The 24,693-nt window shown below is 65.8% G+C and carries 23 protein-coding genes and 1 pseudogene; 9 read left to right on the top strand and 15 right to left on the bottom strand.

Annotation, left to right across the window (positions count from 1 at the left end):
* Nucleotides 1-90: 90 nt before the first annotated feature.
* Entirely contained in the window at nt 91-378 is a 288-nt protein-coding gene (locus I6F21_RS24040) for a hypothetical protein (protein WP_036006055.1), read from the bottom strand.
* Between the two features lie 90 nt (nt 379-468).
* Between I6F21_RS24040 and I6F21_RS24035 the strand changes: the two are divergent.
* The 3 genes and pseudogenes from I6F21_RS24035 to I6F21_RS24025 all read left to right on the top strand — a co-directional run.
* A pseudogene (locus I6F21_RS24035) lies at nt 469-682 on the top strand (CoA transferase); the annotation flags it as partial.
* A 145-nt stretch (nt 683-827) separates the two neighbouring features.
* Nucleotides 828-2,078 carry an efflux RND transporter periplasmic adaptor subunit gene (locus tag I6F21_RS24030; RefSeq protein ID WP_225139514.1) on the top strand — a complete coding sequence of 417 codons (1,251 nt, stop codon included), beginning with the start codon at nt 828-830 and terminating at the stop codon, nt 2,076-2,078.
* A gap of 29 nt (nt 2,079-2,107) precedes the next feature.
* On the top strand, nt 2,108-5,224 hold the full coding sequence (locus I6F21_RS24025; protein ID WP_225139513.1) for a CusA/CzcA family heavy metal efflux RND transporter: 3,117 nt from the start codon (nt 2,108-2,110) through the stop codon (nt 5,222-5,224).
* Nucleotides 5,225-5,227: 3 nt separating this feature from the next.
* Here the strand turns inward: I6F21_RS24025 and I6F21_RS24020 are convergent, their stop codons facing one another.
* The 5 genes from I6F21_RS24020 to I6F21_RS24000 form a co-directional block, all read right to left on the bottom strand.
* Nucleotides 5,228-6,190 (bottom strand): amidohydrolase family protein, encoded by a 963-nt coding sequence (locus tag I6F21_RS24020; RefSeq protein ID WP_225139512.1) that lies wholly within the window; start codon nt 6,188-6,190, stop codon nt 5,228-5,230.
* 52 nt (nt 6,191-6,242) lie between these two features.
* On the bottom strand, nt 6,243-6,800 hold the full coding sequence (locus I6F21_RS24015) for a hypothetical protein (RefSeq protein WP_225139511.1): 558 nt from the start codon (nt 6,798-6,800) through the stop codon (nt 6,243-6,245).
* Nucleotides 6,801-6,825: 25 nt separating this feature from the next.
* Entirely contained in the window at nt 6,826-8,256 is a 1,431-nt protein-coding gene (locus I6F21_RS24010) for a TolC family outer membrane protein (protein WP_085972056.1), read from the bottom strand.
* Between the two features lie 187 nt (nt 8,257-8,443).
* Nucleotides 8,444-9,223, bottom strand: coding sequence for an enoyl-CoA hydratase (locus tag I6F21_RS24005; protein WP_036006037.1), 780 nt, complete (start codon nt 9,221-9,223; stop codon nt 8,444-8,446).
* A 109-nt stretch (nt 9,224-9,332) separates the two neighbouring features.
* The gene (locus I6F21_RS24000) at nt 9,333-9,989 is read right to left on the bottom strand and encodes a hypothetical protein (protein WP_109144412.1); all 657 of its coding nucleotides are present in this window, start codon (nt 9,987-9,989) and stop codon (nt 9,333-9,335) included.
* Nucleotides 9,990-10,279: 290 nt separating this feature from the next.
* Between I6F21_RS24000 and I6F21_RS23995 the strand changes: the two genes are divergently transcribed.
* Together I6F21_RS23995 and I6F21_RS23990 are read left to right on the top strand one after the other, a co-directional pair.
* On the top strand, nt 10,280-10,825 hold the full coding sequence (locus I6F21_RS23995; protein ID WP_036006032.1) for a sigma-70 family RNA polymerase sigma factor: 546 nt from the start codon (nt 10,280-10,282) through the stop codon (nt 10,823-10,825).
* Nucleotides 10,826-10,827: 2 nt separating this feature from the next.
* Nucleotides 10,828-11,466 carry a DUF1109 domain-containing protein gene (locus tag I6F21_RS23990; protein ID WP_036023131.1) on the top strand — a complete coding sequence of 213 codons (639 nt, stop codon included), beginning with the start codon at nt 10,828-10,830 and terminating at the stop codon, nt 11,464-11,466.
* Nucleotides 11,467-11,578: 112 nt separating this feature from the next.
* Here the strand turns inward: I6F21_RS23990 and I6F21_RS23985 are convergent, their stop codons facing one another.
* Together I6F21_RS23985 and I6F21_RS23980 are read right to left on the bottom strand one after the other, a co-directional pair.
* Nucleotides 11,579-12,682 carry a DUF2336 domain-containing protein gene (locus I6F21_RS23985; RefSeq protein WP_225139510.1) on the bottom strand — a complete coding sequence of 368 codons (1,104 nt, stop codon included), beginning with the start codon at nt 12,680-12,682 and terminating at the stop codon, nt 11,579-11,581.
* Between the two features lie 63 nt (nt 12,683-12,745).
* On the bottom strand, nt 12,746-13,903 hold the full coding sequence (locus I6F21_RS23980) for a GGDEF domain-containing protein (protein ID WP_225139509.1): 1,158 nt from the start codon (nt 13,901-13,903) through the stop codon (nt 12,746-12,748).
* A 437-nt stretch (nt 13,904-14,340) separates the two neighbouring features.
* Here I6F21_RS23980 and I6F21_RS23975 point away from each other — a divergent pair, with 437 nt between their 5' ends.
* The 4 genes from I6F21_RS23975 (at nt 14,341) to I6F21_RS23960 (ending at nt 18,634) form a co-directional block, all read left to right on the top strand.
* A complete protein-coding gene (locus I6F21_RS23975) occupies nt 14,341-14,910 on the top strand; it encodes a sigma-70 family RNA polymerase sigma factor (RefSeq protein WP_036006024.1) in 570 nt (189 codons plus the stop codon).
* Nucleotides 14,907-15,602, top strand: coding sequence for a hypothetical protein (locus I6F21_RS23970; RefSeq protein ID WP_036023136.1), 696 nt, complete (start codon nt 14,907-14,909; stop codon nt 15,600-15,602). Before I6F21_RS23975 ends, I6F21_RS23970 begins: the two co-directional genes overlap by 4 nt.
* 16 nt (nt 15,603-15,618) lie before the next feature.
* On the top strand, nt 15,619-17,328 hold the full coding sequence (locus tag I6F21_RS23965; RefSeq protein WP_225139508.1) for a S8 family serine peptidase: 1,710 nt from the start codon (nt 15,619-15,621) through the stop codon (nt 17,326-17,328).
* A 544-nt stretch (nt 17,329-17,872) separates the two neighbouring features.
* Nucleotides 17,873-18,634, top strand: a complete 762-nt coding sequence (locus I6F21_RS23960; protein ID WP_225139507.1) for a TIGR03809 family protein — start codon at nt 17,873-17,875, stop codon at nt 18,632-18,634.
* Here I6F21_RS23960 and I6F21_RS23955 read toward each other — a convergent pair.
* The 7 genes from I6F21_RS23955 to I6F21_RS23925 form a co-directional block, all read right to left on the bottom strand.
* Nucleotides 18,631-20,001 carry a TIGR03808 family TAT-translocated repetitive protein gene (locus I6F21_RS23955; RefSeq protein WP_225139506.1) on the bottom strand — a complete coding sequence of 457 codons (1,371 nt, stop codon included), beginning with the start codon at nt 19,999-20,001 and terminating at the stop codon, nt 18,631-18,633. The two genes, I6F21_RS23960 and I6F21_RS23955, sit on opposite strands and share 4 nt — an antisense overlap.
* Nucleotides 20,002-20,208: 207 nt before the next feature.
* Complete coding sequence (locus I6F21_RS23950; protein ID WP_225139505.1) at nt 20,209-20,856, bottom strand: pyroglutamyl-peptidase I; 648 nt, start codon at nt 20,854-20,856, stop codon at nt 20,209-20,211.
* The gene (meaB, locus tag I6F21_RS23945) at nt 20,853-21,839 is read right to left on the bottom strand and encodes a methylmalonyl Co-A mutase-associated GTPase MeaB (RefSeq protein WP_225139718.1); all 987 of its coding nucleotides are present in this window, start codon (nt 21,837-21,839) and stop codon (nt 20,853-20,855) included. Before meaB ends, I6F21_RS23950 begins: the two co-directional genes overlap by 4 nt.
* A gap of 27 nt (nt 21,840-21,866) precedes the next feature.
* The gene (locus I6F21_RS23940) at nt 21,867-22,208 is read right to left on the bottom strand and encodes a DUF86 domain-containing protein (RefSeq protein ID WP_057027168.1); all 342 of its coding nucleotides are present in this window, start codon (nt 22,206-22,208) and stop codon (nt 21,867-21,869) included.
* On the bottom strand, nt 22,209-22,523 hold the full coding sequence (locus I6F21_RS23935) for a nucleotidyltransferase domain-containing protein (RefSeq protein ID WP_036006010.1): 315 nt from the start codon (nt 22,521-22,523) through the stop codon (nt 22,209-22,211).
* 94 nt (nt 22,524-22,617) lie between these two features.
* The gene (locus tag I6F21_RS23930) at nt 22,618-24,129 is read right to left on the bottom strand and encodes a tripartite tricarboxylate transporter permease (RefSeq protein WP_057027170.1); all 1,512 of its coding nucleotides are present in this window, start codon (nt 24,127-24,129) and stop codon (nt 22,618-22,620) included.
* Between the two features lie 3 nt (nt 24,130-24,132).
* On the bottom strand, nt 24,133-24,624 hold the full coding sequence (locus tag I6F21_RS23925) for a tripartite tricarboxylate transporter TctB family protein (RefSeq protein WP_074447490.1): 492 nt from the start codon (nt 24,622-24,624) through the stop codon (nt 24,133-24,135).
* Nucleotides 24,625-24,693: the final 69 nt, after the last annotated feature.

Raw genomic sequence — 24,693 nt, 5'->3', positions numbered from 1 at the left:
CAGGCTCCGCGAAGCAATCCAGAAATGCATCCGCGGAAGGATCCTGGATTCCTTCGTCGCAAGGGCTCCTCGCAATGACGCGGAGAGACTTCACTCCGGCGCCGCTCCCACCGGCGGGCCGCCGGGCGGGCGGTGCAGGAAGGTCAACGAGGCATAGGCGCCGGCCCAGGAGCCGATTGCGGCAAAGGCAACGTAGAAGACGTTCTCGGTGTAGCTGATCACGGCGTAAGAGGAGAGCAGGTACCAGACCGCGCTCCAGTTCGCCGCCGGGATGCGCTTGCGCGCGATCACGGCCGAGGTGAACATGACATAGACGGCGTCGGTGGCCGCAGTCGCGATGAACACGGCACCTGCGATGAGGGGATCGATGGCGGCCATTGCAATCCTTTCTGCGATCATGACACGGTCGCGAAAAGTACAGCAAATGAGCGGGGAGAGAAGCAGCCATGCAGAGCCCCGCCGACATTCTGGCTGTGGAATCTCGGCCGGCTCGAGGGCGGATTGAATACCCGGATGTTACGGGAGAGGCTGTACATGCTGCGTTCATAGAGCACATGCAATTTGGCTTCGGCACGTTGAAGGCGGTGCAGCATTCCGCTCGGCTGTCGAAGACGCCGACGCCTGGAGCCGTCCGGCGATGCCGCTCGGCAGTCATCCGGCACAATGGCCGGGCCGAAGCTGACATGAAGCTGACATGTCGCAAAATTTTAACGCAGACGGAAAGGGCCGACGCGTTTTTTAGGTTGTTTGAAATCCCAATTCGGCACTATTAGCGCGAGCGATGAGGCAATCATTTGCCGAGATCGTCGCAGACACGACCGGGCCCCATGGCAGTTGAGATTACCAAGCGATTGCACGTGATTGCAAAACAACGGGTGATCGCATCCGTAGTTTTACTAGCCCTCGCCGGCGCCGGTGTCGGAGCGTACGGCTTGTTCTCTTCGGGCCCGAAGGCAAAGAAGCACTCCGAGATCTCCAGCCAGTCGCGCAGGAATGCGCAGACCTTCACGCCGACACCGTCCGAATGGGCGACGCTGACGATCGAGCCGGTCGCCGCCAGGAGCTTCCGGGCCGAGTATGTCACCGAGGGCAAGGTCGCGGTCGACGAGGATCGTTCGACGCCGGTGTTCTCGCCCTATGCAGGCCGTGTCACCAAGCTGCTCGCCAAGCCCGGCGAGACGCTGAAGCAAGGTCAACCGCTGTTTACGATCGAGGCCGCCGACACCGTGCAGGCCCAGAACGATTTCATCGCGGCGATGACCTCGCAGAATAAGGCGAAGTCGGCGCTCGAGCTTTCCGACATCCAATTCAAGCGCGCCAAGGACCTCTACGAGGGCCATGCCATTCCGCTCAAGGATTACCAGCAGGCGGAAGCGGCCCAGGTGCAGGCGCGCAATGACATGCGCTCCTCTGTGGCGGCGCTGGAAGCCGCGCGCAACAAGCTGCGCATCCTCGGCTTCACCGACGAGGCCATCAAGACGTTCCAGGAAAAGGGCGTCATCGATCGGGAGATCACGATCTACTCGCCGATCTCCGGCACCGTCGTGCAACGCAAGATCGGCCCGGGGCAATACGTCAATTCCGGCGCTAGCGATCCTGTCTTCGTGGTCGGCGACCTCTCCACGGTCTGGCTCACCGCCTTCGTGCGCGAGAGCGATGCGGCCGCGGTGTGCATCGGGCAGGACATCACCGTCAACGTGATGGCGCTGCCGGGCCGTCCGTTCAGCGCCAAGATCAACTACGTTGCCGCCGCGATCGACCCCGCCACCCGCCGCCTGCAGGTCCGCGCCACGATCGACAACAAGGACGGGCTGCTCAAGCCGGAAATGTTCGCGAACGTCACGATCTATTCGGCCGGCGACCGCGCCGCGCCGGCGGTGCCGAAGCAGGCGCTGATCTACGAGGCCGACAAGGTCCGCCTCTGGGTCGCGCGCGAGGACAAGTCGGTCGAGCTGCGCCAGATCAAGATCGGTCTCATCAACGGCAACCTCGTCGAGGTCACCAGCAATCTGAAACCCGGCGAGCAGATCGTCACCAAAGGCAGTCTGTTCATCGACCGCGCGGCCTCCGGCAGCTGATCGACGACCCAAGAAAATTGAAGACCTGAATGGATCGTCTCGTTGCCCTTGCCGTCAACCGGCGTTTCCTGATGGTTGGCATGTTCGTCGCCGTGCTGATCGGCGGCTTGATCGCGTTCAACCGGCTCAACATCGAGGCCTATCCCGACCCGACCCCGCCGATGGTCGACATCGTGACGCAGAGCCCGGGCCTGTCGGCGGAGGAGATCGAGCGCTACATCACGATCCCGATCGAAACCCAGGTCGCCGGCCTGAAGAACATCAAGACCATCCGCACCATCTCGCTCTACGGTTTGTCCGACGTCAAAATCCAGTTCTCCTTCGCCTACACCTATGACGAGGCGCTGCAGCAGGTACTGAATCGCCTGGCGCAGCTTGCGCCGTTGCCGGGCAATGTGCAGCCGCAGATCTCTCCGCTCAGCCCGATCGGCGAGATCTTCCGCTATCGCCTCGTCGGTCCGCCGAACTACAGCGTGCTCGACCTCAAGACCATCCAGGACTGGATGCTGCAGCGCCGCTTCCGCGCGGTGCCCGGCGTAATCGACGTCACCGGCTGGGGCGGCAGGAGCAAGACCTACGAGATCCAGGTCGATTTCAACAAGCTGGTCGCCAATGGCCTGACGCTGCCGCAACTGCTCCAGGCGGTCGGCAATTCCAACGTCAATGTCGGCGGCAACACCGTTGATATCGGCCAGCAATCCGCCGTGGTGCGCGGCGTCGGCCTGATCCGCTCGATCGACGACCTCGCCAACACCATGGTGGCGCAGACCGGCGGCAATCCGGTGCTGGTGAAGGACGTCGCCACCGTCACCGTCGGTCAGAAGCCACGTCTCGGCATTGCCGGCCTCGACGATTCCGACGACATCGTGCAGGGCATCGTCCTGATGCGGCGCGGCGAGCAGAGCTCGCCGACCATCAGGCGCGTCCACGAGCTCGTTCAATCCATCAACAACTCCAGCATCCTGCCGCCCGGCGTGCGCATCGAGCGCATCTACGACCGCGGCGACCTGATCGAGCTCACCACCCACACCGTGCTGCACAACATGGTGGTGGGCATCCTGCTGATCGTGCTGTTGCAGTGGATCTTCCTCGGCGATCTCCGGAGCGCGCTGATCGTCGGCGCCACCATCCCGTTCGCGCTTTTTTTTGCGGTCATCATCCTGGTGCTGCGCGGGGAATCGGCCAACCTTTTGTCGGTCGGCGCGATCGATTTCGGCCTGATCGTGGATGCAACCGTCATCATGGTGGAGGCGATCTTCCGCCGCCTCACGCAAACGACGCCGATCTCGGAATCCGAGCACAGGTCGCCCGAGACTCTGTTCGGCATGAAGAGCCATGCCATTCTCAGCGCGGCCGCCGACGTCTCGCGATCGATCTTCTTTGCCGCGGCGATCATCATCGCGGCGTTCCTGCCGCTGTTCACGCTTTCAGGCGTCGAGGGCAACATCTTCGGGCCGATGGCGCGCACCTATGCCTATGCGCTGGCCGGAGGCCTGCTTGCCACCTTTACCGTGACTCCGGCGCTGTCCGCCATCATCCTGCCGGTGCACGTCCAGGAGACCGAGACCAAGGTGATGCTGATCCTGCACCGGCTCTACATGCCTGTGCTGAATTGGGCGGTCGCCAACCGTAACATTGTTCTCGGCGCCGCGGTCGGTTTGGTGCTGATGACGGTCGCGCTCGCCCGGCTGCTCGGCCTCGAATTCCTGCCGAAGCTGGAGGAGGGTAACCTCTGGATCCGCGCCACGCTGCCGCCGACCATCTCGCTGCAGGAAGGCAACAGCTACGTCAATGAGATGCGCAAGGTGATCCGCGCCCGGCCCGAGGTGGAGTCGGTCGTGTCGCAGCACGGCCGCCCGGACGACGGCACCGACGCCGCAGGCTTTTTCAACGCCGAGTTCTTTGCGCCGCTCAAGCCCGTGAACCAGTGGCCCGGCACCCGCGACAAGGAAGAGCTGACCGCGCAGCTGCTCAAGCAGCTCGACGATCGCTTTCCCGGCGTCGAGTTCAACTTCTCGCAATATCTTCAGGACAACGTTTCCGAAGCCGTCTCCGGGGTGAAGGGCGAGAATTCGATCAAGCTGTTCGGCAGCGACCTCCAGGCGCTCACCGATACCGCCAACAAGATCAAACAGGTGCTGTCGACCGTGCAAGGCGTCACCGACCTTGCGGTGTTCACCTCGCTGGGCCAGCCGACCGTGCAGATCGACATCGACCGCGCCAAGGCGGCGCGCTACGGCCTCGCGCCGGGCGACATCAACGCCACCATCAAGGTTGCGATCGGCGGCGACACCGCCGGCGACCTCTATGAGCCCGGAAGCGACCGCCACTTCCCGATTATCGTGCGCCTCGCGCCGGAATACCGCCGCAGCGCCGAGGCGATCCAGAATTTGCGGATCGGTGCGCCCGGGCCGAACGGCACCGTCACGCAGATCCCCTTAAGCGAGGTCGCGACCATCAGCCTCGTCTCGGGTGCGGCCTACATCTATCGCGAGCAGCAGGAGCGTTATCTGCCGATCAAGTTCTCGGTGCGCGAACGCGATCTCGGCAGCGCGATCCGCGAGGCGCAGGACAAAATCGCCGCGCAGGTGCAGCTGCCGCCGGGCTCGCACATGGAATGGGTCGGCGAGTTCGGCAACCTCCAGGACGCGATCCGGCGGCTCTCGATCGTGGTGCCGATCTCGCTGGCGCTGATCGGCGTGCTGCTCTGGTTTAATTTCGGCTCGATGACCGACACACTGCTCGCGATGAGCGTGATCCCGATGGCGATCTTCGGCGGCGTGCTCGGCCTCCTGATCTCGGGCACCGCGTTCAGCGTCTCCGCGGCGATCGGCTTCATCGCGCTGTTCGGCATCGCGGTGATGGACGGCATCATCATCCTGTCGCAGTTCAACCAGCTGATCGAAGAGGGCATGGACCGCATGAGCGCGGTGGTACGCACCGGCGAGCTGCAGCTCCGGCCGGTGCTGATGACCTGTGTCGTCGCAGGCGTCGGCCTCCTGCCGGCAGCGCTGTCCGAAGGCATCGGCTCGCAGGTGCAGAAGCCGCTCGCGGTTGTCGTCGTCACCGGCATGATGCTGGCGCCGGTCGTGATTCTGGTGACCTTGCCGGTGCTGATCTCCTTCTTCTCCCGCCGCGCGCGCTGACCGTCAGAACCCGTAGAGCCGCGCCGGATTGTCGACCAGGATCTTCTTGCGCACCTCGGCATCCGGCGCCCACACCGGAAGCTGGTTGAGCAGGCGGCCGTCGTCGATCTGATAGAGCGGCGCGATGTCGGTGGGCTTGCGGCCCTCGACGCGGCTCGAATCCGGATGCGGCCAGTCGGTGCCCCAGACGATGCGGTCAACATTGGCCGCGATCAGCGCGCGGGCATAGGGCACCATGTCCTGATAGTCGGGCGCCAGCTTCGACGAGCGATAGGCGCCCGAGATCTTCACATAGGCCTTGCCGGACTTCACCAGCGCGACGAGGTCGGAGAAGCCCGGCTGCTCCAGCCCGAGCGAAGCGTGAAGGCCGCCGAAATGGTCGAACACGACCGGCACCGGCGCCGTCTCAACGAGGTCCTTGATCGCGGAGATCATGGCCAACGTGGTGTAGAGCTGCACGTGCCAGCCGCGCGCCTTCATGCGCTCGACGGCGGCGGTGAAGCGCGGCCGGCCGATATTCGGGTCATTGACGCCGCCGGTCGCCAGATTGAGGCGGATGCCGCGGAAGCCGTCCTGGTGCATCGTATCGAGCGCGCTCTCCGGCGTCTTGTCGTCGATTACGGCGACGCCGCGCGCGGTCTCGCCGCGCGCCTTCATGCCGAACAGTGTGGAGGAATTGTCGGTGCCGTAGACGCTCGGCGTCACGATCACCACGCGCTCGATATGCAGCGCCTTGTGCAGCGCCGCCATTTCTTCCGGCGAAGCCGGCTCCGGCGTATAGACGCGGCCCGTGAAGAACGGAAACTTTTCGACATCGCCATGAATGTGGGTGTGGCAGTCGCAGGCATGCGCCGGCACATCGAAATTGATCGGCGTCGCAGGCTGCGCCGCGCGGGCATGGGCTTTGCTGGTCATGGCTACTCCGGCCGCAAGGGAGGCAAGCAGGACGCTGCGTCGGCTGAGCACGGTTTCTCTCCCGGTTTGTTTTTTTATCGGCGAGTGGGAGGAGAATATCACATCAACCGGGCAACCGCTCCGCTTCGCTGCATAGCTGCTCGACAAGCTCCGCAAGCGGACGTGAGCCGTCCACGCGCACGACCGGGCAGGGCAGGCCCGAGAGCCACGCTTCGTGCTTGGCGAGACTGCGGCCTTCGCGATCGCCGGCTTCGTAATGGGAGGCCCATTCGACGAAGTCTTCGGTCTCGCCATGGCGCCAGCCGCCCGGCGCGACGGCATCAGCGCCGAAATGGGCGGCTTCGCGGGCGCGCAGTCGCATCATCCGGATCTCGCGCGGCACGCTCACGAAGACGACCAGGTCGAAGTACGAAACGAGCTCTTCGCCCCAGCCGGTGACGGACCCGCTCAGCACCCAGTCGAGACGCGGCAAGAACATCTCGCGCATCAGGCGCAGGCGGTCGGCGGCCGGGCGGGTCGTCCGATAGGGCGGCACGGTGGGCAGCCAGAAATAGTCGTCGCTGTCGTGATGCGGCAGCGCAAGCTGCCCGGCGAGCGCACGACCGATCGTGGTCACGCCGCAGCCCGAGGCTCCCATCAGATGGATGCGGCGGCTTTTCATCGGCCTCCACCAGAGAGATTTGAGGCTACTGCCCCGACGGCGTGCGCAGGCCGTGCCAAGCGTCGCGGACCTGGTGGTAGTGCACCTCGGGCAGATAATCCGGCGTGTTCAGGTTAAGCGTCTTGACGTCGAGATGGCCGATGGCGCTGAGCAGCGTGTAGGAGGCGATCACGCGGTCGCGTTGCGCGCCGATCAGGCGGGCCTTGGCCTGGATCAGGTCGGCCTGCGAGTTCAAGACGTCCACCGTCGTGCGCTGGCCGCCGGCGGCCTCGCGCTGCACGCCCTGCAGCGCGACGGTGGCCGCCTTCACCTCGGACTCCGAGGCCGACACCGTGATCTTGGCGCCTTCGTTGGCAACCCAGGCGCTGACCGCCGCCGTACGCGCTTGATTGCGCACCTGGTCGAGCACGAGCCGGCTCTGTGCCGTGATCTCCTTGGCCTGCCGAGTCTGCGCCGCGGCCTGGCCGCCGTCGTAGATCGGCGCGGTGACATTGGCGACGATCGAAGCCTGGTCCTCGGCGAGGGTGCTGAGCGCCGGGTCGTTGTTGCGGCTTTTGCTGGCGCTGCCCTGGATCGTCGCGCTCGGCAGCAGCGTGCCTTCGGCGATGCGGATGTTGGTGGAGGCGACATCGACGTCGAAGCTGGCGGCCATCACCGCCGGATGCTGGCGGATCGCCATCGTCATGGCATCCTCGCGGCTCTTCGGCAGATAGCGGTCGACGGCCTCGGCAGGCCTGAGCTGCGAGGGCGCATTGCCGATCACCTGCGCATAGGTGGCCTGGCTGACCGCAAGCGCGACCTCGGCCGCGTTGAGATCGGCAAGGCCACGATTGAGGCGGGCCTCGGCCTGCGCGGTGTCGGTCGGCGTGACGTCGCCGGCATTGAGCCTGCGCTGGGTGACGGAGAGCGTCTCGCGCAGGAAGGCGACGTTGGAGCGCTGCGCCTCGACCAGCGACTGGTTGGCGAGAACATTGGTGTAGGCGGTGACCGCATCGAGCAGCACGCCCTGGCCGACATTGCGGAGCGCTTCGCGGCCCGACTGCACCTGGAGCTCGGCGGCCCGCACGCCGTTGGCGGTGCGGAAGCCGTTGAACAGGCTCTGCGTCACGGTGACGCCGATGATCCAGGGCTTCAGATTGCCGGTCTGGATGGTGTTGTCCGGCAACAGATTGCGCACCGATTGCAGGCCGGCGCTGAGGCTCGCCACGATCTGCGGCCGGTAGCCGGCCAGCGCCTGCGGCACGTTCTCATCGGTGGCGCGCTGGCGCGCACGCTCGGCATTGAGCTGCGGATTGGTCTGATATGCTTTTGCCAAGGCGTCCGGCAGGGCTTCGGCCCATGCCGCGGAGGGAAGGGCGCACGAGAACGCCAGCGTGGTCCATGTCGCAAGCGCATGACCCGCGCTCGATCGACGTCGCGTCACCCCGCGACCAGCTCTGGCGGTACGCCCAATCATGTAATCTCGCTTAACCCCGGCTGTCCGCCCCCGCCGACGATGGCCTCTTAACTGTTTAGCCAGCCGAGGTCCCGCAGGCAAACTGCCGCGGGCAAAACTCCCATGTATTCCGTGCTTGTTGCAGGCGCGTCACAGGCTGTGCGCGGGAAAGCGCCAGAGCCTTACACCGGCCTGACCGGCTCGTGCGCTACCGGTTCTTGTTCACAGGCTTGCGCTTCTCGATGAACGCCGCCATGCCCTCCGAGCGGTCCTCGAGCGCGAAGGTCGAATGGAACAGGTTGCGTTCGACGCTCATGCCTTCGGAGAGCGTGGTCTCGAAGGCGCGGTTCACCGCTTCCTTGGCCATCGCGGCCGCAGGGCGCGACATCGCGGCGATCTTCTCGGCGGCCGCCATGACCTCGTCCATCAGCTTGTCGGCGGGTACGATACGGCTGACCAGGCCGGAGCGCTCGGCTTCGGCGGCGTCCATCATCCGGCCGGTGAGGCAGAGGTCCATGGCCTTGGACTTGCCGATCGCGCGCGTCAGCCGCTGGGTGCCGCCGATGCCGGGAATGGTGCCGAGCGTGATCTCGGGCTGGCCGAACTTCGCGGTGTCGGCGGCGATGATGAAATCGCACATCATGGCGAGCTCGCAGCCGCCGCCGAGCGCGTAGCCGGCGACCGCGGCGATGGTTGGCTTGCGACAGCGCGCGATGCGGTCGCCCCCGATCGCGGCGAAATCCTCGGAGAACATGTCGATGAAGCCCTTGGGCTGCATCTCCTTGATGTCGGCGCCGGCGGCAAAGGCCTTCTCGTTGCCGGTCACGACGATGCAGCCGATGGCGTCATCGGCCTCGAGATCGTCGACCGCAGCTGCGATCTCGCGGAAGACGCCGAACGAGAGCGCGTTGAGCATCTTCGGCCGGTTCAGCTTGACGATGCCGACCGCGCCGACGCTCTCGACGATGATGTGTTCGAACGTGCTCATGCTCCACCCACGCTTTCGATTGAGCGGGCAATGTGCCCGCTGGCGCGGATGCCTTCAAGGGGGCCGGACGCGGGACGCGCGCGGGGTCGCGTCCCGGCGGAACCGGCCATCAGGCCATGAACATGCGCGCGGCGGAGGCCAGGGTCAGCAATGTGCCGACGCCGATGAAGATCTTGCCGATCAGGGAGCTCTGGTCCCAGGCCGAGCTCTGCTGGCTGCTGGCCATCACCGGCGCCGGCCGCGGCTGCGCCTCGGTTGCGGCGATCACCGCCTTCTGCGGCGGCCGGGTCTCCTGCAAGGCCCGATCGATGTCGTTGAGTTGATCGGGCGCGACGACCTGGCTTTCGGGGCTCTCGGCGCTGGTATTATCGGCGGCTGCCTGGACGTTGTCGTTGGCGCGGTTCGTCATCGCGGAGGCTGCCGCGGCAGTCGGCGTGTCGGCGGCGAGCTGCGCATTGGCGTTGGCGACCTCCGGAGCCAGCTGGCTCGAGGCCGGGACCTGACTGTCGGCCTTGTCGTTCTTGGCTTCGTCGGGCTTGGCCGCCGTGTCCTTCTTGTCGGCCTTGTCCTCGGATTTCTGCCCCGTCTTCCTGCTGTCGGTGCGGCGCGAGTCTTGGCGCCGGTGCTTGGCCGTATCGGCCCCTTTGTCGGCGCTCTCCGATTTGTTGCCTGCGGCCGAGTTCGGCGCCGCCTGTGCGAGGCCCCCGGATAGCAAGACAAGCCCGGCCAAAACGATCAGGGCCGCGCGCGCGCTGGTTTTCATCATGTCGACGATCTCCCCAATTCCGCCCGTCCCGGCAGCGAACAGAGACCCCGGGGCGTGACGACAGCGGGGCAGAAAATGGGAATCTTCGGGCTACACCGGGCAAAAACGCGGCAGACCCCTCCCGCAGCCGCCCGCCCGATGCAGGACGCACCGATCGGTGTTAAGAGCCGTCGCAGATGTTTGCGGCCGCATCGGTCGCGCGGCCCGGATCTTGATCACGAATTCGTGATATGTTTGGCGCCCGCGTAACAAATTGAAAGAGCGGCCGAATTGCATGGTGAGGGGCGCGCGTGCGCGGACGTGAGGACGAGTGGACCGGCCTGATGCGGTCGGCCATGGCTGGCGATGATGCGGCGTATCATCGTCTGTTGAAGGCAGTCGCGCCGGTGCTGCGGGCCGCCGCGAGGCGTGGCTTGGCGCGGGCGGGTCAGCCGCCCGACCAGGCCGAGGATATCGTGCAGGAGATTCTGTTGGCGGTACATCTGAAGCGGCATACCTGGGACAGCGAAGCCCCCTTCGCGCCCTGGCTGTTTGCGATCGGCCGCAACAAGCTGATCGATGCGCTCCGGCGGCGCGGCAGGCGCGTGTTCGTCAACATCGACGATTTCGCCGAGACGCTGCCGGGCGAGGCGCCGCAGGACACCGCTTCAGCCGGCGAGGTCGCCGCCCAGCTCGGAACCCTGCCGCAGCGTCAGCGTGACGTGCTGCAATCGATCGCGGTCGAGGCCGCCTCGATCAAGGATACGGCGGCAAGGTTGTCGATGAGCGAGGGTGCGGTCCGGGTCGCGCTGCATCGCGGACTTGCGGCGCTGACCGCCAAATTGCGGGACCATTGATCATGGACACCGATCAACTCATTCGCTCGCTCGCCGCCGACAATCCGCACCGCGCGCCCCGCGTCGGCGCCGTGCTGAGCATGGCGCTGCTGGTGGCTGCGCCGTTGTCGATCCTGATCTTTGTGACGTTCTTCGGCGTGCGCGCCGACGTCATGAGCGCCATGCGCAACCCGTTCTTCGACATGAAGTTCGCGGTGACGTTGTCGCTCGCGATCCCCGCCATCATCGTCAGCCTTCATTTGTCGCGTCCCGAAGCCCTGCTGCGCGGCTGGGGCTGGCTGCTGCTGCTTCCCGTCGGGCTGCTCGCCGTGGCGATTGGCAGCGAGGCGATGATGGCGCCGGCGATGCCGATGACGATGCGCCTGGTGGGTAAGAACTCCAGGGTCTGCATGGTCGCGATCCCCGCAATGGCGCTGCCGCTGCTTGCGGGGGCGCTGTTCGGCCTGCGCCACGGCGCGCCGTCTAGTCCCGCGCTCGCCGGAGCGCTCGCAGGGCTGGTGTCGGCGGGACTTGCGGCGACCCTCTATGCCTCGCACTGCACCGACGATTCCCCGCTGTTCGTCGCGACCTGGTACACGCTCGCGACCGCGCTGGTGACGGCGATCGGCGCGGCGGTCGGATCGAGGGTCTTGCGGTATTAAAGCATGATCCGGAAAAGTGCGAAGCGGTTTTCCGGAAAGATCACGCGCAACCAACAACCTAAAGCGCGATGACGATCCATCGAAATCTCATCGCGCTTTAGTCGCGCCGGCTTCATGCCGCCGGCGTCGCGTGCAACTGCATGCGGTGGAAGCGCAGCACCTGTTGCGCGGTCGATGGGCGCAGCGCCTCATAGGTGTCGCGCAGCTTCAGCATGTCGGTCTGCGACCCGCCGGAGAGCTTCTCGCGCAAGGCGATGATGGCGCGCACGCTCGACCATTGCATGCCCGCGGCCTTGGCGAGGATCATCACGCCTTCGGTGCGGCTCTCGATCATCATGGTCTCCGCCGTCTCGACCGCGATCCCCGCGAGCGCGGCCAGCGCCGCGTTCGTCTCGTCGAACTTGCCCTGCTCGGCGAAGGTGGCGACCTGGAGCTCGTTGAGGCGGCCGTCCTCGTGCAGCGACTTCACCAGCGCGCGAGCCATCTCCGTCTGTTTCGTCCTGGCGACGGCGCGAACCCGTTGGGCCGCTTCCTCGACGGCCCTCGACACCTCGTCCGCGAGCTCGGGATGCGCAGTCGCGAGCTTCCTGCGCACGCTCGAGGATGCCTTGGCGACCAGCCTCAGATAGTGATGGCGCGGCAGGTCGGGCCGCAGGCCGATGCAGCCGGCGAGGTCGTCGTCGCGCTCGGCGCGGACGACGAGGTCGGCGAGACTCTCCTCCGAGAACCGCGCGCCCGGATTGCCGGCCGTCGACTGCACCACGTCCTCATTGCCCCGCGCCACCAGCACGTCGGTCAGCGCTTCCGACAGCGTCCGCCGCAGCGAGATCGCCTTGAGATGCGCCTGGTCCCTGGTGCGCGCAATCTCGACCAATGTTGCCTCATCCAGCCGCTCCGACTTCGACAGCACGGGGCCGGAGACTTCGATCACCTCGTCGAGCGCGAGCGTGCGGATGATCTGCGGCGGCGCAGCCGCGATCGGCGCGAGCCGCTCGGCGAGCAGCGCCTTGGCCGACGTCTCGATCTGCTCGATCAGGCACTGGAACACGTCGTCGAACACGCGGATATGGTCGTCGGAATAGTCGACCGCGTTGCCCACGAAGAGATCGGTGACGCGGCGGAGCGTCTCCACCCGGCGCGCGACGGTGCCGTGCGAGAGGGCAGCCTGCAACTCCTCGAGCAGGCTTTCGGATGGTCTTGCGGAATTGGATCTCATTGCTCTGTCCTGGAGCGGTCGGTCCGGCAGCGGCTTCTGTCGCGCCGGAGCAAAAAGGATCGGTCAGCTCGCTGCAATGCAGTTGCGCCCTTGCGCCTTGGCGGAATAGAGCGCGCTGTCGGCGCGCGCGAGAAACGTGTCGGCAGTATCGACGTCGCGCAGCGTCACGACGCCCGCGGAAATGGTCACCCGCATGCTGGGGGAGAACGCGCCCCAGTCGAGATCGGCGACGATGCCGCGCAGGCGCTCGAGCGTGCGGAGCGCGACGTCACCCGACGTATCCGGCAGCAGCAGCAGAAACTCCTCGCCGCCGTAGCGGCCGAAACTGTCGGCCGGGCGGATGTTGGCGAAAATGGTGATCGCGAAGGTGCGCAGCACCTCATCGCCAATGGGATGGCCGTAAGCGTCGTTGATGCGCTTGAACCAGTCGAGATCGATCAGCGCGATCGCGAAGGGCGTGGATCCCCGCCGCGACTTTTCGATCTCGGTGTCGAGAAGCCGCATGATGCAGCGGCGGTTGTAGGAGCCGGTGAGCTCGTCGAGCTCGGCCAGTTCCTCGATGCGTCGATAGGCGGCCTTCAATTCGATGCTGCGCTTGTACAGGATCTTGCGTAACGTGGCGCCGAACAGGCCGAGGAAGGCGCACTGCCCGATCACCAGCACGAAGCAGAGCATCGAGGCGGTCCGCTGCAGCCGGGTCGCGACCGGCAGTCCGATCGGCAGGTCCGACCCCAGGAACACCACGGTGAGCCCGCAGGTGGCGAGGCCCCAGGTGAGCATGGCCTGGCTCGACGTCATCCGCAGCGTGCCGAACGCGAAGATCAGAAACAATACGGCAAGGAACGCGACCCCGATGGTGGGCACCGCGAGCAGGAACACCAGTTGCAGCGCCATATGCGCCGAGATCTGATAGACGGTGAGGTAATGATCGTCGAAACGGTCGCCGAAACCGGCCTCCGACAGCACCGTGAAAGTCCCGATGATCAGAAGGCCGCCGACCCAGAACAGCGTCGGAACGGCCATGGAGACCGCGCCGTCATAGGCGTAGAGCAGCAGGACCGCGCCGCCCAGCGAGTAGCTCGCGACCTGGCCGATATACATCTGGCGACGCTGCCAGACGCGGCGCGCCCTGACCTCGGGCGCCGTCGTCTCGGGCGCAAGGACGAGATCCGCGACCTCTGCGGCATTCCTCTCTGGAAAGGACGTCGCGGCCGTACCCATGGTCCCGCCAATGGTGGATGTCAGCGTAAAAACCTACGTGGCAAGCCTTTAGGTTTGGTATCCTTTGAAATCGAATCCGAACCGTGCAGCAGGGAACAAGGCGATCATCTAGCGTGAGAATTTTACCAATGATCACGCATCGTGTGCGCTGCGGTCGAGCCGAAGCGAGGCTTGGCGCGACAAAGGTGGTGCGGGGCTGCTATGGAACCGGATGAGGCCGGGCTGCCTATGTCCGGGCAGGCATTCCGCAGGGAATATCGCAGTATTATGGTACCGATCCGGATGAGCGACGCTGACCACCACGGGTGGGACAAGAAAAATGCCCGGATGTGGGGTAGCTCACACAAGCCCCCGTATGACTGCGGTAGGTTCAACAATTTTGCCCCCCACATCGAACCGGCCACCGCATCGACCCGACCAACCTTGCGAGACGGCCATTGAGCGCGACACAGGCGGCTTCAGACGAGATCCTGATCGCCAGGATCGCTCAAGGTGACCGGCTCGCCATGCAGGTGCTGTACGGGCGGCACCATGTCAGGGTTTACCGGTTCGGGCTGAGGCTCGTGCGGGACGAGCAGGCGGCGGAAGACCTCATCAGCGAGGTGTTTCTCGACGTCTGGCGTCAAGCGGGCAAATTCGAGGGCCGATCTGCCGTTTCCACCTGGCTGCTGGCAATCACCCGATTCAAGGCCCTGTCTGCGCTCCGGCGCAGGAAGGATTTCGAGCTGGACGAAGACGCCGCCAACGCGATCGAGGATACGTCCGACGATCCGGAAACGGTGGTGCAGAAGAAGGATACCAGTGAGGCGTTGCGGGAGTGTCTGACGGGCCTCTCGCCGGATCATCGGGAAATCGTCGATCTCGTCTACTACCACGAGAAGTCCGTGGAAGAGGTGGCCGAAATCGTCGGGATACCAGAGAACACTGTGAAGACGCGCTTGTTCTATGCGCGCAAGAAACTGGCCGAACTGCTGAAGGCAGCCGGCGTCGAGCGAGGCTGGCCATGATGGCTTTGAGCAAGAAGATGCTGGAGCAAGAGCCCAGTGAAATTGAACTGCTGCTGCCCTGGCACGCTGCCGGCACGCTGAACGCGCGCGATGCGCGCCGTGTCGAGGAAGCGCTGGCGCGCGATCCGGACCTGGCGAAGCAATATGCGGCGATCCGCGGCGAGTACGAAGAGACCATTCATCTGAACGAGAGCTTGGGCGCTCCGTCGGCGCGCGCGATGCAGAAGCTGTTCGCCGCGATCGATGCCGAGCCGGCGAGGGCGAGCGGCTCGCTGCCGCTGTCGGCGCGTATCTCGACCTTCTTCGCGAGCTTGTCGCCGCGCACGCTGGCGTGGTCGGCGAGCCTCGGTGCCGTCGCGCTCGTGCTGCAGGCCGGCATCATCGGCGCCGTGCTGATGAAGAACCAGCCGGCGACCTTCCAAACCGCTTCGCTCTCGACCAGCGCACCGATCACGCGCGAGCTTGGTAGCGCCGCCGCGCCGGCGCGCGCGCTGGTGCGCTTCACCCCTGAGGCGCGCGTCGCCGACATCACCGCGCTGCTCGACAGCTACCAGGCTTCGATCATCGGCGATGCCAAGGGCGGCATGTTCCGCCTCCAGTTCGACAAGGCGATGGGCCAGGACGAACTCGCTTCGCTGCTCGGCAGGATGCAGCGCGAGAAGTTCGTCAACCTCGCCGTCGCGGCGCCCTAGGCGCGCCGCCGAGCCAATGACGGGCAAATCCGAGAGCAGGGTGCGCACTGGGGCTCGCGCTTCATCCGTCGGCGTTGCGCTTCTGGTCGCCTTCTGTTTCGGCGTGGAGCTTGCGCAGGCGCAGGCGATCATGCGCACGCCGACGATCAGCGTTCCCTCGCGCACGCCGACCGTCTCTCCAAACATCACCCCGCGGGTCAGCCCGAACATCGCTGCGCGCGCGGTGAGCGTTGGCCGCGGCCCGCGGACGATGGCGAGCATTCCCACGACGTCGCGCATCCGGCCGACGACGCCGGTGCTGCCCCATGCGCGTTACTCGCCGAATCTCTATCCGGCCTGCACCGCAGCCTATCGCAGTGCCGACGGCGAATGTCTGGCGCAGCCGAACGCGGGCGGCGAGGGCACCGGAAAATCCGGCAAGAAGAGCGCCGGCAAAGGGCGTGGGAACAACACGCCGGTGGTGCTGACCTCGCGCAGCTTCGCAGGCGAATTCGTCGCCGAGATCGACGGCGCGCTGTCGACGGCCGAGGCCGACGAGCTGGCGCGTCGCCACGGCCTGACCCGCCTCGCTTCCGAGAATTTCCCGCTGATCGGAGCCACGTTCGGCCTGTTCCGCATCGCCGACGGCCGGCCCTATGAGACCGTGCGGCGCGAATTCGCGGCCGACGGCAGCGTGCGCTCGCTGCAGCCGAACTTCCGCTACGTGCTCCAGGACCAGAAATCGTCGGCCGCCACCGAGGGCGATCCTGCGCAATACGCGCTGGCAAAGCTGCGCCTGCCGCAGGCGCATACGTTGGCGCATGGGGCCAACGTCACGATCGCGGTAATCGATTCCGGCATCGACGCCCGGCATCCAGAGCTCGCCAATTCCATCGCCGACAATTTCGACGCGCTCGGCAGTGCCGAAGGGCCGCACGTCCATGGCACCGGCATCGCCGGGGCGATCGCGGCCCATGCCCGTCTGATGGGCAGCGCCCCCGAGGCCCGCATCATCGCCATCCGCGCCTTCGGCGGTGCCAATGGCGGTGCAGAGAGCTCGTCCTATATCATCCTGCGTTCCCTGAATTACGCCGCCGAGCACGGCGCGCAGATCGTCAACATGAGCTTTGCCGGTCCGAAGGACGCGGTGATCGAGCGCGCGATCGCGGCGACGGCCGCGCGTGGTCTCATTCTGATCGCCGCCGCCGGCAATGCCGGGGCGAAATCGCCGCCGCTCTATCCGGCGGCCAACCCCAACGTGATTGCGGTCAGTGCGACGGATCGGCAGGACAGGCTGTTCTCCGCCTCCAACCGCGGCAACTACATCGCCGTCGCGGCCCCCGGCGTCGACATCTTCCTGCCGGCACCCGACGGCAAATACCAGGTGACGTCGGGAACCTCGTTCTCGGCCGCCTATGTCTCAGGCGTCGCGGCGCTGCTGCTCGAGCGCAACCACACACTCAAGCCGGAAGCGCTGCGCATGACGCTGGTCAAGACCGCACGCGACCTCGGCTCTCCCGGGCGCGACGACCTCTTCGGCGACGGCCAGGCCGACGCGTTTGCCGCCGTCATGGCTGTTCCTGCCGACAGCGCGACGCCGGTCGCTGCTGCCCCCGGTACAACAAAACGTGAAGATGCTCCGAAGCGTCGCGAGGAGCCCGGCGCACGCGCGATCGAGCAAACCTCGCTGTCGAGCGCGGAGGATAAATCCGCGGTTTCTCAGGCAGATAGGCCGGCGGCGCGATAGCGGTCGCGACAAATCTGCGCGACGGGACGGCGTCAAAAAAGCGAACCCCGGATTGAACGTTCAGCCCGCTGCCCCGACCAACTGATGTGGGAGCGGTCATCCCTCCCCATCAGTCATATCAGGCGCGAGCGCCCATCCACCCCAAGCGCCCATATGGCTCGACCCGTCCGGTTGTCCCCCCGGACGGGTCTCTTCTTTTCAGAGCGTTTTCGAGCGAAGTGGGTGCCGGTTCGCGTGAAGAAAACGCGTCAAGACAAGATTCTGGCGTCCGTTTTTCGAAGCTTCGCATCCGTTCAGCTTGCAGTTGAAGGTCGCCGTGGCCTCGGTCGCCGTCGCGAGCGAGTCCCGCCGCAACTCCGTCATGCTTGTGCGAAGCTTGACTCGAAAACACGGAAAATCACCGCACGACTACGGTGTTTGACGACGAATGCCGCGTCGTTGCTGGACAAGTCAAAACTTTTCCACAAAATATTCATGTCGCGTCTAAATTGATTCGTGTGCGTTGCGTCCCCCGCGTCCGTGTTTTCTCCTGACGGGCTGGTTCATGACACATCGCCAAGAATTTGCTCGCGAAGAGTTCGTTCGCGACGCGGCCGGCAGCCGCCAAATCGCAGCGCGCTGGTGCGCTCTCGCCGAGCAGCGCCTGCAACATCTCTCCGAGATGTTTGAGACCGGCCGCTGGCGCCGCTATCATTCTGAGATCGCCTTCCTCGAAAACATCCAGGAAGCCAAGCGCGCCGTCCAGACTTGGCGCGCGCTTGCGACCGGCGCGGATGTCGCCGAGGCGGCTGCGAGCGTGACGCCGGCATTCGGTTGGTCGCCGGCGACGATGCCTCGCATGGCGCCGCGCGAGCAGCAGGCGCAAACGATGCAGCCCAAGGCCGTTCACATCGTCCCCGAGACCACCACGCCGGTCAGGCTCGATCCGAAGCCCGACGTGCTCGCGGAGATCACCGAAGCCCCGATCGCGCCGCTTGCTATGCCCGTAGCTTGGCCGTCGTTCACCGCGCCTGCCGAGATGCCGCCGCTGAGGGCACCCGCTGCGAAGGCACCGTTCACTGCGCCTGCCGTGAGATCGCCGCTCGCGGAGCCGGCCGCAACACGGCCATTCGCCGCGCCGGAAGTGAGGCCGCCGGTGCCTGCCGCGAAGCCGCCGAAGACCGCGCCCGCAGCGATGGCGGCGCTCCTGCCGCAGTTCGCCCCGCCCGCCGAGGAAATCGTCGCCGCCCCCGAGCGCGTCGTCGAATTCACTTTCAGCCTCGACGGCCTGGAAGCGAAGTACCCGCTGCTGCGGAACGCCTTCTAGCGCCGCACCGCATTGCCGCCGACCACCAGCTGCGCAAAACGTTGTGCGCCTTCGGCCGATAGATCCGACGTCACCGCGCGGGCGTGATCGAGGCCGACCACGGCGCCGCGCGGCGTCTCGGAGATCATGTTGTTGTTGACCAGCGCGGTGCCGGCGCCCGGCACGACGGAGACGCCGACGCCGGCCAGCGCCTTACGGATCACGTTGCCCGTGATCGCGACGTCGCGCAGATATCTGCCCCAGCCGGCGACGATGCCGTAGGACGGCGCGTTCTCGATCACGTTGCCGGTCACCGAAGAATCCGCCTCGATGTAGATGCCGACGCCGGCATCATCGTCGGGCACGGTGCCGATCGGCCGCTTCGGGATCAGGTTGCGGATGATGTTGCCCTGGACCACCGCGATGCGGCCGCCCTCGTTGAAATTACAGACCGAGACGCCGACGGCCGCGCCGTCCACGATGTTGTTGGCGATCACCGCGGCCTCGAATGCGAACTCGGAATAGAGCGCGACCTCGCGCACGTCGCTGACGCTGTTGCCACTGATGTGGATGTTCGAAGCCGAGTTGCCGCGCACCGCCGAATAGTCGCAATTCCTGATACGGTTGCCGCGCACGATCACGTTGCTGGCGCGAAAGGCGTTGATGGCATTGCCGAACTGGCCCGAGCCGCCGGGGCCGGCCTTGATGTTCTCGATGCGGTTGTCGGCGACCAGCGTGCCGTCATCGCCGATCGCGGTGCGCAGGATCTCGATCCCGTTGTCGTTGGTGCCGAGAATCGTGTTGCGGCAGACGCTGAGGCCCCTGGCGTCGAACGACACGACCGCTGTCACCGCGATGTCGGTGAAGATATTGCCGGAGATGTCGCCCGCGACCTGCTCGAGCCAGATGCCGCTGCCGCCCGAGCTCGTGATAGCGCATTCGCTGATGCGCACGTCGCGCCCGCCGAGGGCGTGGATCAGGCCGCGCCGTGTCGGCAGCGGGATGCCGCCGCCGTCGAAGGTGATGCCGGTGAGGCCGATCGCATCGGAGCCGTCGCTCTGGATCGCCGAGGCGCCGCCGGTGAAGACGAGCTTGGTCGCGCCGCGCACGCCGATCAGCTGCGCGCCGTTCGGCAGCCGCAACAGACCGGTCCTGTACACGCCGGGTGGCAAGGCGAGTGGCAATTGCGCCCGCGCGGCCTCGTCGATGGCACGCTGCAGCGCGCGGGTCTGGTCCTCGCTGCTGCCGGGCCGCACACCATATTGCGTAGCATCGCGGCCGAGCAGCGACGTTAGCGGCGCGGCGCGCGCGGCATCGGCCGGCATGGCCAGCGCACCGGCAATGCCCGCGGTCGAAGCCCCGATGAGATGACGGCGATTGAGGTTCATGACGCGTCCTCCGGCGGACGCGGGAGGTGTCCGCAGCGGTTTCGTAGCGCAGCAGGGCGAGGACCGTGAGGATTGTTCGCGGTAGGGTTAAATGTTTACGCAAAAGACGGTGCGTAGGGTGGGTTAGCCGTAGGCATAACCCACCATGTCACCGCGAGTACGGAACCGTTGATGGAGATGAGGTGGATTACGCTTTGCTAATCCACCCTACGAAGCGCGCGCCTTGCGTGCCAACTGCACCATCTCCATCAGCATCGCTTCCCCCGCATCCACCAGTTCCTCCAGCGTGATGCGGGATGCGCCCTTGCGGCGCACGCCGCCGCTGCGCGCGAGCAGCGGAATGTGGATGAACGCCGCAAGCCTGGGTCCCCCCGCCTTCACGCGCTCGATCGCGCGCCAGCTTAAGTAGTTGCAGAGATAGGCGCCGGCGTCGCGCGAGGGACGCGCGTCGATGCCGGTGAGTCGCGCGGCGCGCAGCAGCCTTGCGGTGTGCGGGCCGAACATCATCGCGTCGGCATGGCCGGCGATGCCGCGCTTGGTCGAGCGGGTGTTGGCGGCGTCGGGCCAGAGCATGGTGACGGCGTTGCGCGCCCGCGTCTCGATGCGCAGATAAGGCGTGCGGGCGGCGAGGCCGAACATCAGCAGCGCGTCGGGCTTTTGCCTAGCGAGCACGTCGGGCAATTGGCAGTCGACCGCGGCATAAGTGACCGGGAAGATGTGGCTCGAGAGCACGACATCGTCGAGCGCGGGCCGGCGCAATTGCGCCAGCCGCGCCACCAGCGGCTGGGTCGGATTATAGGGCGCACCGGGAAACGGGCCGAAGCCGGTGAGAAGAATGCGGAGCTTGTCGCTCATTGCAGCAACTCCAGAATCTGATCAGCGGCGAGCGCCGGCGTGAGATGGCCATCGGCGACCTCGGCCTCGATCTTGCGAACCTTGGTCCGCACCGAGGCCTCGCTGCGCAGCCGTGCCAGCATGCGCTGCTCCAGCATCGACCACATCCACTTCACCTGCTGCTCGCGCCGCCGCGCGGCGAAATCGCCGGAGGCGTTCATCGCCTTGCGGTGATCCAGAACCTTCTGCCAGATCTTTGCGATGCCGTCGCCGGTCAGCGCCGAATAGGTCTCGACCGGCGGATGCCAATGCTCGGACCGCGGCGCCAAGATATGCAGCGCGCCGCGATAATCGGCCGCGGTGATCTTGGCGCGCTTCAAATTGTCGCCGTCGGCCTTGTTGATCGCGATCATGTCGGCGAGCTCGACCAGGCCCTTTTTGATGCCCTGCAGCTCGTCGCCGCCGCCCGGCAGCATCAGGGCAAGGAAGAAGTCGGTCATGTCGCACACGGCGGTCTCGGACTGGCCGATGCCGACGGTTTCCACCAGCACGACGCCGAAGCCCGCGGCCTCGCACAACAGCATCGCCTCGCGCGTCTTCGCCGCGACACCGCCAAGCGTGCCCGAGGACGGCGAGGGTCGGATGAAGGCGTCGTTCGAGGCTGACAGCCGCGCCATGCGGGTCTTGTCGCCGAGAATCGAGCCGCCGCTGCGCGCCGAGGACGGATCGACCGCGAGCACCGCGACCTTGTGGCCCTGCTCGATGAGATACGTACCCAACGCATCGATCGTGGTGGATTTGCCGACGCCGGGCGAGCCGGTGATGCCGACGCGATATGCCTTGCCGGTGTCGGGCAGCAGCATCTGCACCAGCTCCCGGGCCAGCGCCTGATGGTCGGCGCGCCGGCTCTCCGCCAGCGTGATCGCCCGGGCGAGGGCCGCACGACTGCCGGCGCGAAGGTCACGGGCGAGGGATCTGATGTCGGTGGATTTGGGAACAGTCATCATTGCTTATGGGCGCGCGAGTCCACGTCAACTCGACGGTCGCACGCGCCCTTCGACGAAAGATTTCAATGGAGAGAGATGATCTTGAACGATCGCCCATACAATCCCAACATCCGTTGCATGATAGGCGTGACGCAAACGATTGCCGAAATTCACCATTGCTTGCCAATCTATGCTCGACGCATCTTTCTTCATCTCGTCGGGCAACCGCCGTGCGGCCTCGCAAATGACTTCCAAATAGCGTTCAGTGGCCATACGGCTGGTCTTGTCGGCGGTGAATCGCGCGAAGTCATAGCCCGCAAGCAACGCCTCGATCTCGACAATGGCCTCGAGAATGTCTCGCAACCGGTCCTCGACGGTGGGCGGCATTCAGAATACCTCGACCAAATCGTCGGCGATGCGTTCTGCCATGCGGGGCTTCAGTAAGTTTCGCATCGATATTTGAGTTTCGAGGCCGATGTGATCCTCGATCAGTTTTACAGCCTTGAAGTAATCGAAACGTGGCTCTTGCCCATGCGGGGTCGTCTCGACCAGAACATCGAGGTCGCTGTCGGGGCGCGCGTCGCCGCGCGCTCGGGACCCAAACAGGAACAGGCGATTGATGCCCGCAGCCCTCAAGGCGGGAGCAAGCTCTCGGAGCTTTCCGACAATCGTCTGGAGTGGAATGTCTGCGACCTCGGTCATGGCCGGACATTAGCACAGGGCGAGGGCCCGGCCCAGCGATAGCGGGCCTGCTCGGCCTGCCCCGGCGGGGCAGGCGAGGCCCGCCCGCCCGATATCACCGGGTCGTTGCCGCGGCGGTCTGCGGCTGTTTCACCTTGCGCCAGATCCACACCATGACCGGCCAGAGCAGCGCGCCGATCGCCATCGCGGCGAGGATGGCCGCGACCGGACGCTCGAAGAACGGCAAGATGCTGCCGTCCGACTTGATCAGCGAGGTGACGAAGGCCTGCTCCACCATGGTGCCCATGACGATGCCGAGCACCATGGCGGCGACGGGATAGCCGTTCGTCTCCATGACATAGCCGATCACGCCGAAGGCGGCGACGGTGACGACGCCGAACATGTTGTTGCCGATCGCGAACGAGCCAACCGCGCAGCACAGCATGATGATCGGCATGATCGCCGAGCGCGGTGCCAGCAGGATGTAGGTGGCGACGCGGATCATCGCGATGCCGAGCGGGATCATCAAGATATTCGCGATGATGAACATCAGGTAGATCGCATACATGCTCGACGCCTTCTCGGTGAACAGCGTCGGGCCGGGATTGAGGCCCTTCATGTAGAGCACGCCGATCGCGATCGCGGCGATGGTGTCGCCGGGGATGCCGAACAGCAGCGAAGGCACCCAGCCGGAGGCGATGCTGGCATTGTTGCTGGCGCCGGCCTCGACCAGGCCCTCGACATGGCCGGTGCCGAACTTTTCCGGCTCCTTGGAGAAACGCTTCGACATCGCATAGGAGACCCAGGCGGCCATGTCGGCGCCGGCGCCGGGCAGCACGCCGATGATGATGCCGACGATGTTCCCGCGCGTCATCTGCCAGCGATAGAGCTTGGTCAGCTTCCATTGGCCGGCCATGATGCTTCCGAATTTGCGCCGCGGCAGCGGCGGCGGCTCGGGCGTCAGCATCGCGCGCATCACCTGCGCCACCGCGAACACGCCAACGAGGGCCGGGATCGGCTCGATGCCGCCGAACAGGTCCGTAAGCCCAAAGGTGAAGCGCGGGACGCCGCCGGGATTCTCGATGCCGATGCAGGCGACGAGCAGGCCGATGAACATGCCGGCGATCGCCTTCACCGGGGAGGAACGCGCCACCAGGGTGGCGCACATCAGGCCGAGCAGCGCCAGCCAGAAATACTCGAAGGTCGAGAACGACAGCGCGATCTCGGCCAACGGCGGCGCCAGGATCATCAGCGACAGCACGCCGGCGATGCCGCCGACCGCGGAGAACCAGACGCCGGCCCCTAGCGCCAGCTCGGCCTGGCCCTTGCGCGTCATGGCGTAGGCTTCATCCGCGTAAGCCGCGGATGCGGGCGTGCCCGGGATACGCAGCAGCGCGCCGGGAATGTCGCCGGAGAAGATCGCCATCGAGGACGCCGCGACGATAGTCGCGATCGCCGCGATCGGTGACAGATAGAAGGTGACCGGGACGAGCAGGGCGGTCGCCATCGTCGCCGACAGGCCCGGCAGCGAGCCGATCACCAGCCCATACACGGAGGCTGCGAACATGGAGATGATGACCTCCCAGGTGGAGATCAGCGCGAACGCATCAATCAGGGTCTTCAACATCGATCACCAGGGCGTCGGCAGCAGGCCAACCGGCAGCGGCACGCGGAGCAGCTTGCCGAAGATGAGATGAATGGCGAACGGCGAGAGCACCGCGAGCGGCAGCGCCAGCTTCCATTTCGCCCCGAGCGCGGTCGAGGTCACGTAAACCATGATCGCCGCGGTGATGACGAATCCGAGCCGGTCGGCGGCAAGAACGTAGAACAGCAGCAGCGCCGGCGGCAGCAGCGCGCGCAGGCCGTAGAGCTTGCCCTGCGGTGGCGGAGCAGCCGCCTGGCCGTCCTCGAACGGGACCAGCTCTTCCTCCTCCTCGAAGGAGCGCCCGATGCCGAACACGATCGCGAGCCCGCACAGTGCAAGGCCGCAGCCGATCACCAGCGGAAATACATTGGGGCCGACCGGCTGCCCCGGCACCGGCGGCAGAATGTAGCCGCCGTAGGCGGCAGCCGCGCCGAGCGCGACGAGAAACGATCCCGTGACGGAGTCGGGAAGACGCATAGGGGAGTCCTACAGGAGGTGCGCTCCCTCTCCCCGCTTGCGGGGAGAGGGTTGGGGTGAGGGGAAGTC

The organism is Bradyrhizobium sp. NBAIM03 (assembly GCF_020194055.1).
GTDB classification, from domain to species: domain Bacteria; phylum Pseudomonadota; class Alphaproteobacteria; order Rhizobiales; family Xanthobacteraceae; genus Bradyrhizobium; species Bradyrhizobium yuanmingense.
This window is presented reverse-complemented; position numbering and strand designations above follow the sequence as displayed.

Coding starts and splice junctions, on each gene's coding strand:
- I6F21_RS24040 (WP_036006055.1), bottom strand. CDS start 378: ATGGCCGCCATCGATCCCCTCATCGCAGGTGCCGTGTTCATCGCGACT.
- I6F21_RS24030 (WP_225139514.1), top strand. CDS start 828: ATGGCAGTTGAGATTACCAAGCGATTGCACGTGATTGCAAAACAACGG.
- I6F21_RS24025 (WP_225139513.1), top strand. CDS start 2,108: ATGGATCGTCTCGTTGCCCTTGCCGTCAACCGGCGTTTCCTGATGGTT.
- I6F21_RS24015 (WP_225139511.1), bottom strand. CDS start 6,800: ATGAAAAGCCGCCGCATCCATCTGATGGGAGCCTCGGGCTGCGGCGTG.
- I6F21_RS24010 (WP_085972056.1), bottom strand. CDS start 8,256: ATGATTGGGCGTACCGCCAGAGCTGGTCGCGGGGTGACGCGACGTCGA.
- I6F21_RS24005 (WP_036006037.1), bottom strand. CDS start 9,223: ATGAGCACGTTCGAACACATCATCGTCGAGAGCGTCGGCGCGGTCGGC.
- I6F21_RS24000 (WP_109144412.1), bottom strand. CDS start 9,989: ATGATGAAAACCAGCGCGCGCGCGGCCCTGATCGTTTTGGCCGGGCTT.
- I6F21_RS23990 (WP_036023131.1), top strand. CDS start 10,828: ATGGACACCGATCAACTCATTCGCTCGCTCGCCGCCGACAATCCGCAC.
- I6F21_RS23985 (WP_225139510.1), bottom strand. CDS start 12,682: ATGAGATCCAATTCCGCAAGACCATCCGAAAGCCTGCTCGAGGAGTTG.
- I6F21_RS23980 (WP_225139509.1), bottom strand. CDS start 13,903: ATGGGTACGGCCGCGACGTCCTTTCCAGAGAGGAATGCCGCAGAGGTC.
- I6F21_RS23970 (WP_036023136.1), top strand. CDS start 14,907: ATGATGGCTTTGAGCAAGAAGATGCTGGAGCAAGAGCCCAGTGAAATT.
- I6F21_RS23965 (WP_225139508.1), top strand. CDS start 15,619: ATGACGGGCAAATCCGAGAGCAGGGTGCGCACTGGGGCTCGCGCTTCA.
- I6F21_RS23960 (WP_225139507.1), top strand. CDS start 17,873: ATGACACATCGCCAAGAATTTGCTCGCGAAGAGTTCGTTCGCGACGCG.
- I6F21_RS23955 (WP_225139506.1), bottom strand. CDS start 20,001: ATGAACCTCAATCGCCGTCATCTCATCGGGGCTTCGACCGCGGGCATT.
- I6F21_RS23950 (WP_225139505.1), bottom strand. CDS start 20,856: ATGAGCGACAAGCTCCGCATTCTTCTCACCGGCTTCGGCCCGTTTCCC.
- meaB (WP_225139718.1), bottom strand. CDS start 21,839: ATGACTGTTCCCAAATCCACCGACATCAGATCCCTCGCCCGTGACCTT.
- I6F21_RS23940 (WP_057027168.1), bottom strand. CDS start 22,208: ATGCCGCCCACCGTCGAGGACCGGTTGCGAGACATTCTCGAGGCCATT.
- I6F21_RS23935 (WP_036006010.1), bottom strand. CDS start 22,523: ATGACCGAGGTCGCAGACATTCCACTCCAGACGATTGTCGGAAAGCTC.
- I6F21_RS23930 (WP_057027170.1), bottom strand. CDS start 24,129: ATGTTGAAGACCCTGATTGATGCGTTCGCGCTGATCTCCACCTGGGAG.
- I6F21_RS23925 (WP_074447490.1), bottom strand. CDS start 24,624: ATGCGTCTTCCCGACTCCGTCACGGGATCGTTTCTCGTCGCGCTCGGC.